General features: G+C 61.8%; 10 protein-coding genes. 4 read left to right on the forward strand and 6 right to left on the reverse strand.

The window, feature by feature from the left end; genetic code table 11:
- The first annotated feature begins 173 nt into the window (after positions 1-173).
- Positions 174-572: a helix-turn-helix domain-containing protein gene (locus tag OU682_RS22185; RefSeq protein ID WP_268944377.1), complete on the forward strand. Its 399-nt coding sequence runs from the start codon at positions 174-176 to the stop codon at positions 570-572.
- Positions 573-1,054: 482 nt separating this feature from the next.
- Here OU682_RS22185 and OU682_RS22190 read toward each other — a convergent pair whose 3' ends face one another.
- The 6 genes from OU682_RS22190 to OU682_RS22215 all read right to left on the reverse strand — a co-directional run bounded on the left by OU682_RS22190 (position 1,055) and on the right by OU682_RS22215 (position 9,308).
- The gene (locus OU682_RS22190; protein ID WP_268944378.1) at positions 1,055-3,766 is read right to left on the reverse strand and encodes a hypothetical protein; all 2,712 of its coding nucleotides are present in this window, start codon (positions 3,764-3,766) and stop codon (positions 1,055-1,057) included.
- An 11-nt stretch (positions 3,767-3,777) separates the two neighbouring features.
- Positions 3,778-5,052: an ATP-grasp domain-containing protein gene (locus tag OU682_RS22195; RefSeq protein WP_268944379.1), complete on the reverse strand. Its 1,275-nt coding sequence runs from the start codon at positions 5,050-5,052 to the stop codon at positions 3,778-3,780.
- Positions 5,053-5,129: 77 nt separating this feature from the next.
- Positions 5,130-6,635 carry a tripartite tricarboxylate transporter permease gene (locus OU682_RS22200; RefSeq protein ID WP_268944380.1) on the reverse strand — a complete coding sequence of 502 codons (1,506 nt, stop codon included), beginning with the start codon at positions 6,633-6,635 and terminating at the stop codon, positions 5,130-5,132.
- A gap of 1 nt (position 6,636) precedes the next feature.
- Positions 6,637-7,197: a tripartite tricarboxylate transporter TctB family protein gene (locus tag OU682_RS22205; protein WP_268944381.1), complete on the reverse strand. Its 561-nt coding sequence runs from the start codon at positions 7,195-7,197 to the stop codon at positions 6,637-6,639.
- 3 nt (positions 7,198-7,200) lie between these two features.
- Positions 7,201-8,172, reverse strand: coding sequence for a Bug family tripartite tricarboxylate transporter substrate binding protein (locus OU682_RS22210; protein WP_268944382.1), 972 nt, complete (start codon positions 8,170-8,172; stop codon positions 7,201-7,203).
- A 59-nt stretch (positions 8,173-8,231) separates the two neighbouring features.
- Complete coding sequence (locus tag OU682_RS22215; RefSeq protein WP_268944383.1) at positions 8,232-9,308, reverse strand: 4-oxalomesaconate tautomerase; 1,077 nt, start codon at positions 9,306-9,308, stop codon at positions 8,232-8,234.
- A gap of 96 nt (positions 9,309-9,404) precedes the next feature.
- Between OU682_RS22215 and OU682_RS22220 the strand changes: the two genes are divergently transcribed.
- The 3 genes from OU682_RS22220 to tnpB all read left to right on the forward strand — a co-directional run bounded on the left by OU682_RS22220 (position 9,405) and on the right by tnpB (position 11,432).
- A complete protein-coding gene (locus OU682_RS22220) occupies positions 9,405-10,319 on the forward strand; it encodes a LysR family transcriptional regulator (RefSeq protein ID WP_268944384.1) in 915 nt (304 codons plus the stop codon).
- Positions 10,320-10,602: 283 nt separating this feature from the next.
- Positions 10,603-11,019, forward strand: a complete 417-nt coding sequence (locus OU682_RS22225; protein WP_268944385.1) for a transposase — start codon at positions 10,603-10,605, stop codon at positions 11,017-11,019.
- A gap of 20 nt (positions 11,020-11,039) precedes the next feature.
- Positions 11,040-11,432, forward strand: coding sequence for an IS66 family insertion sequence element accessory protein TnpB (gene tnpB, locus OU682_RS22230; RefSeq protein ID WP_268944386.1), 393 nt, complete (start codon positions 11,040-11,042; stop codon positions 11,430-11,432).
- Positions 11,433-11,451: the final 19 nt, after the last annotated feature.

Consider the following 11,451-nt stretch of genomic DNA (forward strand, 5'->3'; position numbering starts at 1 on the left):
CCTATGAATCACTCAAAACGTCGACCTTGAAGTCAGAGACTATCGGATCAGCAATAATCTGCCAAAGTAGTGCTAGGACTTCGACTCTTTCCCTTGATGCAGACAGCTACTCCCAAGCGCACTGATGATCATGGCCAGCTAGATTCGTCTTATCAGCAATAAGAGAGACAATCATGCCTAACCCTTATGCAGACAGCCCGGCCGCCGTGTTCATTCGCCGCCAGACCGAACTTCTCGCTCACCGGAAGAGCCAGAGAGAAATCGCCCACGAGGCGGGATTCGTGAATTCGAACCTGATCTCGATGTTCAAAACCGGAGCATCGAAGGTGCCGCTTGACCGCGTGCCGAGCCTGGCCCGTGCCTTGGAGGTTGATCCCGCCTACTTGATGCAGCTTGCTCTGGAACAGGCGGTAGGAAAGACGGCCTCCGTTGCGTTGCTTGAGGTCTTCGGACCTCTGACCACCGCCAATGAAAAGGCGTGGCTTGAAGAAATTCGTGATGCATCAGGCCAGACCGATCCGAAGCTGACCGCCCGGTCGCGGACGACGTTGCGATCTATCTTCGGACGCTAATTTGAGGAGATGGTCTGGAGAGCACGTCCGCGTCTCAGCCACCGTAGGTTTGTCTGGGTTCCCCGAATTGCGGCCAGAACATCGGCTTTCCCTTTCTTGAGTCACCTCTCGGTGGCGGGACTGATCGAAAGCCACCCATTCCCCAAGCCGCGATCGGACAGTGTTCCTATCGTTTGAAGATCATCTCGCATCCGGAGCCGTGGCTGGCGGTCAGGAGAAGTCTCCGACTGACAAAGGGAGCAGTCGAGTCTTTTCCTGTCCTGCTCCGGCTTCCTGAAAGCGGCCGCTTCTCATCTCGACAGATTGATCGGGCAGACATATTGGCGAGGTTCGCTTAAGAACACTGCGTCTGGTGCAAGCCCGTATGTTCTGCTGCCGAGTAGAGGGCACCGGGCGACTTACGAGAGAGCCCAAGCAACCGCCACGATCACGAAGATGCGGCAGTTACTTGAACGGGCTGCCTTGCGTTGCCCTTCGGATACTCACACAACGTGCTTGCAGGCTGAGGCCGGGGTGCGGGTATCCATGTTCCTGCCACGGTTCAGGTGATCGTCGATCTCTGCCGCCGCGCCGATCATCCGCCCGAACAGGAAGATGGTGAAGGCCGCCGTTTCCAGATTTGCGTCCGTCATCTTTCCGGCCTGATAGTCCTTCCACAGAACGGCAAGCAGCAGAGCCGCGATAATGGCATCAACGTTGACGCAGAGGACATAGCGGCTGGCACCTACTTCATACAACTGCCGGACAAGCTCGCGATAGAAGTGGTGGAAGATGTTATACTCGCCCCGTTCCTCCATGAATTGCGCAATGAAGCGTTCACGCGGGTCGAAGTTCTCGGGCTTGCCCTTGAACACCGGGTGGTGCACGCCGGGCAGGGCACGGACCTCTTGCCCCAGTTCCTTGGCACGGGCCTTTTCCTGCTTGTAGGCCAGCGCGAAGTCGCGCGCCATGGCCGTCAGGTCCAGCCCATGGTTCGGATCGGTTGGGTCCTTCAAGCCCTTGCCGCGGAACTGGTCCAGCAGGAAGGCCATGCCCTCGAAGCCGTTGCCACCGTGGCTGTAGCCCGAATGGGTCAGAAAGCCCACCATGGCCTTGTTGATCTGGACGCGCTCGGGCGTCTGCGGACCATCGGCCGACACGGCACCCTTGGCCCCCTGTGCCGAGATCGCTCCTGGCCCATTCGAGATCAGCAATCCGATGAGGACCTGCACGTAGAGCGCCTCTGTCGGGTCGGGCTTCTTGCCCGTCATGGCCAGACAGCAGATGTCGGCCATCGTCCAGTGGGAAAAGCGCTCCTCGCGCGGGATGCCCCAGAGACTGCCGGACTGATGGTGCTTGCCCGGAATGGCCGCGCCCACCATGACGCCGTAAAGCCGCATATACCACGGCAGCGTTTCGGCGGTCAGGCGGCTGATGCGCTTGCGCACCAGCGGACCCCAGGCGATGGTCGTGGTAATGGCGGCAAGGATCGCGTCCCTTGACAGCCTTTGGCCGAAGCCTAGCAAAAAGCGCAGGAACACCGATTTGCCGCCGCGTGCCTCGATGGCAGCCAGCATCGCCTCTGGGCGGGGATCGTCCGCCTCCTCGGGTGTGGCCAGGAACAGGGCCTTCGTCTCCTCGTCGATCGTGATCTTCGAGAGGTCGAAGCTCTCATCCCGTCCGTCGCGCAAACCCGAGCGGGCGAAGAGCGCGATCAGGGTGCGGGCGCAGGTCAGCGCACGCTCGACTCGGCGCGGGCCGGTGATAGCCGCCGCGACCGACATCACTGTATTGGGCGAGTTTCCCGCCTCGCGCGCTGCATCGGCGGCAAGCAGGATCGGATCGCCGACCAGATTGACCTCGGCCGCGACGGCCACGTCCAGCATGGCGCGGTCATGCGCATCGGCGATCTCATGCACCAGAGGCAGCGCGAACATGGCATCCAAAGGTTGTAAAGCCAGTTCCAGAACACGATGACCATGCACGCTGGTCACCTGCGTCTTCGGGTCCATCACCGACGCACCCGAGGTGTCCTTCATCGTCTGCCGCGCAATGACTGCGCCAATCTGGTCAGACAGTGCGGCGATTTGGGCGTCATAGGGCGCGGGCGCGGTAACCGTTGGTTGCGCAAGATCGGCAGGCAGTTGCAAGCCTTGGTCGTTCGCGAGCCAAGGCTTCAGCGACAGCGAACCGCGGGGCTCGAAATCCGGCTGGATGCCATTCAGCGCCATCACGGCCGAAAGCGCGGCAGGAATATCGGCGATATTGGTGACCAGGGCACCCTTTGCGGACACATGCGGAGTCTCTGGGGTGTAGATGCCTTTGAGGTCGAAGGCTTCCGTGAACCAGCGTTCCTTGTCCTCGGCGCTATCGCCCGAGCCCGCCATCGCACCCGCGTGCCCCACGGCACGGGTCAGCTTGGCTTTCCAGCGGCCGACGACGCAGGCCACGACCGGCTTTTGCCAGTCGATGTCCTTCTCGTAGTAGCCACCTGGCTCGACATACAGCACACCCGCCTTGCTGCGGTCGTCCTTGGCAAAGGCAAGGGCAAAGTCGCGCGCCGCATACTGGATATAGACGTCCTTGCCCGACGAGATCAGCGTGGTCGTGCCCCAGCCTGCCGTGGTGAGATACTGCGCAATGGTTGTGGTGAAGCCACCGGAGTTGGAGAAGATCGCGACCGAACCCTTGACCAAGGACTCCTCGGGATAGTCGCCTCCAAGCGCACCACCGATGCGGACCCGGTTCCAACTGTCAGCGACACCGAGGCAATTGCCGCCGATGATGTCGATGCCTTTGGCCTGCGCCATCGCCCGGATCTCGCGCGCATCATGCACGGCGATCTTTTCGGTGATAATGACGATCTTGCGCAGGTCAGGGTTCACGCGGATCAGTTCGGCCACCCCGTCCCGCACGCCCGAGGGCGGCAGGTAGACCACGCCCGTGTTGAACCTGTGACCGGCTCGGAGCCCCTCCAGGACGGTGTTGAACACCGGGATGTCGCCTGCAGGCGTCTTCAGCACCTGGCCCGAGCGGCCGGGCGAGGTGCCGAAGACCACGTTGCCGCCGGAAAACGCATGGCTGACCGGGGTTACGGTGCGGCTTTCGCCGCCCAGGATGTTCAGGACGCAGACCCGATCCTCGGGCGAGGCAATGGTGTCGAGCCGGTCCAAACCGAGGAAATAAGGCAGGCCGGTAATTGCTTGATGGTGCATGGCGCTCTCCCTCAGGCCGCGATCTTCATGGAGCGGGCGATCTCATCGCGCCCGTCGGCCCGCATCCAATCATCGATGCGCTTGGCAAAGTTCACGACCTCGGAGATCGCGCTGTCGAAGCCGAAGAAGCGATAGGGCACGCCCAGGCTGTCCAGCGTATCGGCCAGGTTGCCCATGCCGCGCACAAGGTTCGGGCCACCGCGCCCGACAACGACGTAAAGCGGCGCCGGCCCGTGCTTGGCGAAATGCTCCCGCAGCGCATCGCCAATGCCCCGGAAGGTTTCCAGGATGTCGGTGTTGTTCGACTTGCCGCCGATGATGAAGAGGACGTTCGTCTGCGCCAGGAAATGGCGGTAGCAGATTGCGGCCACGGACTTCATCTTCTCGTAGGGCGGGTTGCCGCCAAAATCGGAGGAGATGATCGCCGCCTCCCCCAGCACCTCGGTGACCAGGCTGTTGGCGCCGCCACCGAAGGTCGGTGCCAGGATCGTGCCCGCCTCGTTAATGACGAACACATCCGACTGACCCTGATGAGTCCGCAGTTGGTTCACCTCTTGCTCGAAGGTCGAAACATCGGCGGCAAAAAGTTGCTGCGGCAGGCCCAGGCGACCGACGCGCGGATCATCGCGGTCAAAGCCACACTTGAAGTCGCAGGCGACGGGCGTCAGGCGGCCGTCCTTGCCCGGCCGCATTCGGATCGGGTTCAGCTCCAGCGTGGTCATGCCGTAGTGGTGCATCAGCTCCCACAGCTTCGGCAGGTGCTGAACAAGCGGCGAGATGACTTCCTTCGGAGCGCCGATGTCAGTCAATGCGTTGGCAACAACGAAGGCCTTCAGCCCGGTCAAAGCATCGAAGGGCACCGATGCGATCTCGGTCTTGTCCAGTTCCTCGATATCGACGCCGCCCCGGTGGGTGATGGTCATGGTGGGCGCGCGGTAGCGGGTGTCGTCGGTAATCGAGAAGTAGATCTCGTGTTCGGCGGGAACGCCCGCCTCGAAGGTGACGCCATTGGCCTTGGCGGTGGCATTGCCGTGGCGATGCTCCGCAAAATACAGCCGCTCCTTTTCTGCCAGTGCCGTGCGCAGGTCGCGCGCCTTGCCGATCAGCCCCGCCTTGCCCTTCTTGCCGACGCCGCCGCGAAAGACCGGCTTGATGAACAGCAAACCATGATGATCAATCATGGCCTGGATCTGGTCCTCGGACGCGTCGGGTCCAAGCACTTCGGTCGCGGGAAAGCCGACATGGGCCAGCAGCCGCGCACCCGTGAGCATTCCGGTCACCTCCATCGAGGTTCCTCCTGTGGTTTTGGAATGTTGGGGAAAGCGAAAAGAAGAAACGCGGCCCCCGGGCCGCGTTTCAAGGATCAGTCTTCAACGAAGATCTCGTCGCGTGATCTCCTGATCGAGGGCAGCACGGCGATGATCAACGCCACGGCACCAACCAGCAGAAGGCCCAGCGACAAGGGCGAAGTCAGGAAGGTGGTCATGCTGCCGTCCGAGATGATCAGAGCCTGACGCAGCTTTTCTTCCAGCAGGCGTCCCAGCACGAAGCCAAGCGCCAGCGGTGCCGCCTCGAACTGCAGCTTGTAGAGCGCAAAGCCCAGAAGCCCCAGCACGCCTGCCATCATCACCTGCGCCGGATCATTCGATATCGAGAAAAGGCCGATGCAGCAGAAGGCCACGATCGCCGGGAAGAGCAGACGGTAGGGCACCTTCAGCAGCTTCACCCAGACACCGATCAGCGGCAGGTTGATGACGACCAGCATCAGGTTGCCGATCCACATCGATGCGACCAGACCCCAGAACAGATCCGGGCTGTTCTCGATGACTTGCGGCCCCGGAACGATGCCCTGGATCATCATGGCGCCGACCATCAGCGCCATGACCGCATTGGGAGGAAGTCCCAGCGTCAGCAGCGGAATGAAGGACGTCTGCGCACCGGCGTTATTGGCAGATTCAGGTCCTGCGACGGCCTGCGGCACACCCTTGCCAAAGTCCTGCGGCCTGTCCGAGATGCGCTTTTCGAGTGCATAGCTGGCGAAGGGTGCCAGGATGGCCCCGTTACCCGGCAGCACGCCCAGGATCGAACCAAGCCCGGTGCCCCGCAGGATCGCCCCCAGGTTCTGACGCAATTCACCGAAGGTCGGCAGGAGGCGGCCGATCTTGCCGCGCATGACGTCGCGCTTTTCCGGATCGGCAAGGTTCTTGAAGATCTCGCCGAAGCCGAAGATCCCCATGGCCAGCACGACGAACTCGATGCCATCGATCAGCATGGGCAGACCAAAGGTCATCCGCTCACGGCCCGTCTCCATGTCGGCGCCGACGCAGGAGAGGAGAACACCCGCAACGATCATAGCCAGTGCCTTGACCAGCGAGCCATGAGCCAGCACGACCGCCAGCACCAGGCCCATGATCATGAGCGAGAAATATTCGGCCGGACCGAACAGCAGGCCCAGCTTGGTCATCGGGGTCGCCAGGGCCGCGATGACGATCGTGGCAAAGGTGCCGGCGATGAAGGAGCCGATGGCGGCAAGGCCAAGGGCCAACCCTGCCTGACCCTTCTTGGCCATTTCATGGCCGTCGATGGCCGTGACGACCGCGGTGGCCTCGCCGGGAATATTGACCAGGATCGCCGTGGTAGAGCCGCCATACTGGGCACCATAGTAGATGCCGGCCAACATGATCAGCGCCCCCGTGGGGTCCAGCGACAGCGTCACCGGCAACAGGATCGAGATCGTCGCCACCGGTCCGACGCCTGGGAGGACGCCCACCAGTGTGCCGATCAGGCAGCCGAGAAAGCAGAAGAAGACGTTCTGCAGGGTAAAGGCGACCGACAGGCCAAGACCCAGATGTTCAATCGTTTCGATCATGTCAGTATCCGATCAGCCAGGGCGCGACAGGCAGGGAAAGCCCAAGCGCGAAGCGGAACAAGCCGATGCAAATCACCGTCAGGACCGCCGCGAAGATCAGCAGTTCGCCGAACCGCACATCCTTGGCGGCCGCGCCGGCAAAAATGATCGCCAATGGTGTGGCGACCGACATGCCCAGCACCGGCACGGAAAAGGCTCCGAAGTCATAGCCCCGGATCGTGAAGGCGAACAGGAACACACCAATCAGCACCGGCAGCATGTCGCGGAGGGGCCAGGTGCCGGTCGACTCCGGCACCTCCTTCCAGGTCACGACAATCTGCACCACGCCCAGCAGCGTGATGATGATCGCCAGGGCCCGCGGCAGCAGACCTGACCCGACACCACCCTCTGTCATGAACGGCAGGTCGGACCCGGCCCACAGCGCCAAAAGGCCGAACACCACGAGGCTGAGGCCGGCCAGCCTTTCGCGGCCAAGCCAAGGATCGGATGGCGGGACAGGTGAGCTTGGCGGATGACCAGGGACATCGACCGTGATCACCTCCTCTGGAACCTCGTGGCTCATGGCTCATTCCACCTTGATGTCGGCGGCCTTGACCACCTCGCCCCAGCGTGTGCGCTCGGCAGCCATGAAGTCGGCGAAGCCCTGGCCAACCAGGTTCGACGGAACGCCGCCGTCTTTCTGGAGGCTTTCGACAAAGGCCGGATCGGCCAGCGCCTCGGCCGTGCCTTCGGCCAGCTTGGCACGAACGTCCTCGGGCAGGCCCTTCGGACCCAGCAATCCATACCAGGCCGAAGCGCTGTATTCCGGCAGTCCGGATTCAGCCACGGTGGGCACGTCCGGCAGAGCGGCAAAGCGTTCCTTGCCGGTCACGGCAAGTGCGGTCAGCGTGCCGTCCTGGATCAGGCCGATCACCGAGGGAACGGTCGTCACCATGAAATCGACATGTCCACCGACCAGGTCATTCACAGCAGGGCCCGCTCCCTTGTAGGGAACATGCTTGAGATCAATCCCTGCCGTCTGGCCCATCAGCAGCGTCGCCACATGGCTGGCCGAAGCATTGCCGGCAGAGCCATAGACCAACTGCTGGGATTTGGCCTTCTCCAGAAACTCCGCCATCGACTTGACCGGCAGGCGCGGCCCGACCACGACAACGAGCTGGGCATCGGCAATCATGGCAATCGGGTCGAGCGCCTCGGCCGGGTCATGGCGCAGATTGAAGATATGCGGGTTCACGACCATCGGACCCTGGTTGCCGATCAGCAGGGTATAGCCGTCCGGGTCAGCCTTGGCGACGACCTCGGTGCCGATGTTGGCTGCCGCGCCGGGGCGGTTCTCAACGATCACGCGGCCACCCAGAGCCTTTTCAAGGCGGGAAGCAAAGACACGGGCGATGGCATCTGTGCCGCCACCTGCGGCGTAGGACACGACAAGGGTGACCGGCTTGGACGGGTAATCCTGTGCCACAGCCGGCAGCGCCGACAGTGTCAGGGTTGCCGCAGTGACGCCAAGCACGAACCGGCGAGTAAATGTGAACATGTGGTATTCCTCCCTTGGGTAAAGTAGTCCGCAGACGCCTCCTCGACGCGGCGGAATGGTCAGTTCCTGCGCCGGACCAGGGCCGCGCCCTCGAAAAGGCGGCGGCAGGTGCGGGTCACGAAGACGACAGGTTGGCCACCCGCCGCCTCATCGAGTTCCACCCGAACGTCCATGCGGCCGGTCGGATGTTCAAATGTCAGGTCGGCCGGAAACCGCAACTCGGGGAGCGCGGCGCCGACGATGCTGTCGGGCAGGGTGGCCGCGATCGCCACGGAAACCGCGCCGGTCGTGGCCAAAGACGTATGGCAGGCATGCGGTGTGAAGTAGCGCACGGAAAGGCTGCCGCCGTTGAGGGGCGCGCCGATGAGCACGGGCTTCGGCAGGACCGACGCACGAACATCGCCAAGACCCATACGCTGCCCGGCTTCGATCCGCACGTCCTCAAGTTGAGCCATGAAAGCGGCATTCCCATCAAGCTCAAGTGCGCTTTCCGAACCGGTAAGGCCGAAAGTTTCCGCCCGCGCGATCACAACAGGCGTGGCCCCATCAATCAGCGATACGGGAATGCCGTTGATGATTTCCTGAGGCGTTCCTGAAGGCAGCATCTGTCCGGTCTTCGCGCCGATCGCTTCCAGAAAGGCCAGGTAAACGGGGGCGGCCGTTCCCGGAACGCCATCAATGGCCGCGTCGCCTTGATACCGCAACTCACCCTCGGGTGTCTGGATCCGCGCCTCGATGATCTTGCCGGTGTTGACGTTATGAACCTTGACGCGCGTTTCGCCCCTTTGCGCTGCAACCAGCCCTTGTTCGATGGCGAAGGCGCCCACGGCGGACAGCATGTTGCCACAGTTTGGCCCGGTATCTACGATGCGTTCCAGAACATTGACTTGGGCAAACAGGTAATCGACATCGGCACCTTCGCGCGAGGACGGCCCGACGATCGCGACCTTGGAGCTAAGCGAGTTGCCGCCGCCGATGCCGTCGATCTGCAACGGATGGCCCGACCCCATGATCTCGATCAGCAGCGCATCGCGAAGTTCAGGATCGTTGGGCAGATCGCTCCGCAAGAAAAAGGGCCCTTTCGAGGTGCCGCCGCGCATCATGACGCAAGGAATGCGGATCTGATCGTCCACCATGATTCTCCTTTGCGGCAAGCTCTGCCGCCTCCGAGAACCGAAATGCGCCAAATGGACTGTGTTGTGAATTGCAAAGAATTTCACTATTGTTGCGCAATGAGGAACAATTTCGAATTCCTGGATCTTCGTGCTTTCCTGGCTGTGCTGGAGTTTTCCTCCTTCAACGAAGCAGCGAAGCACCTGAACCTGTCCACGCCCGCGCTCTCGCGACGGATCAAGGCGTTCGAGGAAGCAGTGGGCGCGCAGCTTATCGAACGCACGACGCGGCGCGTCGCACCGACTCAGATCGGGCGGGAGCTGATGCCTCTGGTCAGGCGCCTGGTTGACGAGTTCGAAGAGTCGATCTTGTCGATTTCCGACCTTGGTGGCCGGCATCGCGCCCAGGTGACGCTGGCTTCCCTGCCAACGGCAGCGTTCTATTTTTTGCCTCGCGTGATTGAGGCCTTCAACACGCGCTATCCTGGCATCCGGTTCAGGATCATGGACTTGTCGGCGAACGAAGGGCTGGATGCTGTTGCAAATGGGGAAGTGGAGTTTGGCATCAACATCATTGGTGCTTTGCGGGACGATCTGAAGTTCACCCCCTTGATGGAGGATCCATTTGTCCTCGCCTGTCGACGCGATCATCCCCTTGCGGCAACGTCTTCACTGCCGTGGTCCGCTTTGCAGGGACATCCGCTGATCGGCGTATCGAACAAGTCCGGTAACAGGGCCGTTCTGGATCGCGCCTTGGCGATGGCAGACCAGCAACTCGACCTGAACTGGTTCTACGAAGTAAACCATCTTTCCACGTCGTTGGGTCTGGTTGAGGCTGGTTTGGGTGTTTCCGTGCTTCCCCAACTGGCCACCCCGCAACGAGAGCATCCGCTGATCGCAACCGTCAGGCTTGTCGACCCGGTTGTCACACGCTCTATTGGTATTGTCGAACGACGGGGCGCGCGCCTTTCGCCGTCAGCACTTCGCTTTCGGGAAATGCTCGTTAATGAATGGCATGAGCCGCATGATGCATAGTAAGTCTTGTTCCCAGAGACATGGCAGCCTCGCTTGGGAACGTCCGCTCTCTCTCGCCATTGGTGTGTCACAGTAGCTAAAAGCAAAAATTTAGCACTTGCAGCGAACGTCCGCTCCGTCCCGCATCGCTGCCTCTCGTAACCCAGCTCGCTAAACCGAGGGCGACAGACTAGGAACTATTGTAAGCGCGACGCCGACCCCCTCCTGCCATTGCTAAGCTGAACCGGCCATTGTCGGCGTGTGTGTCGGTTTAGGGGCTTGGGATTTGGCAAGAGGCAAAGAAGTGGGCGTCCATTTGGACGGCTCCTGCAATGGTTCGGTTTCCCGGCTGGAGATGATCGAGGGACCGAGTGGTCGGCGGCAGCGAACAGAAGCGGAACGAGCGCGGATCGCGGCAGAAAGCCTGATTCCAGGGATGCGGGTGGCCGACATCGCTCGCAAACACGGCACGACACGTTGGCAGATTTACAATTGGCGCAACAAGTTGCGGAGTGGGCAGCTGATGGTGCCGGAGAGCCTCGCATCCCTGCCGATGTTCGCGGAGCTGATGGTTGAGAGCGATATTGCGACTGTGCCGCCGCCCCGCGTTCTCTCGGAGGTGGAAATCGTGGTCGGCGATGTCGTGATCCGCGCCAGTGCCGGTGCAGATGAAGTCCACTTGACGCGGGCAATCCGCGCGGCTCGGGCGGCAATGTCATGATGCTGGGTCAAGGCGGGCCAGTGAAGGTCTTCGTAGCGACGCGGCCGGTCGACTTCCGAAAGGGCATCGACGGTTTGGCCCTGGCAGTCCAGGAGATGTTTGGGTTGGATCCGTTCTGCGGGGCGGTCTTTGTGTTCCGGGCTAAGCGCGCTGACCGGATCAAGCTGCTGGCTTGGGATCAGACTAGGATGGTGCTGGTTCACAAGCGGCTGGAAGGCGGCAAGTTCGTCTGGCCACAAGTGCGGGACGGCGTGATGCGGATGTCGTCCGCACAGATGGCTGGAGAGATTGCAGAGAAATCCGCGCCGCCCGGAAAAGGTTTTTTTCTTCACCGCGGACTTGAGTCTGACGCGATCCATGGTCGTGTCGCGAATGTGGTGGAAATTGCCGGGCAGCGGGCTCCGGGCATGTGACGTTGGCTCCAGTCAGGCC

Source organism: Paracoccus benzoatiresistens, from assembly GCF_026913015.1.
Classification (GTDB): Bacteria; Pseudomonadota; Alphaproteobacteria; order Rhodobacterales; family Rhodobacteraceae; genus Paracoccus; species Paracoccus benzoatiresistens.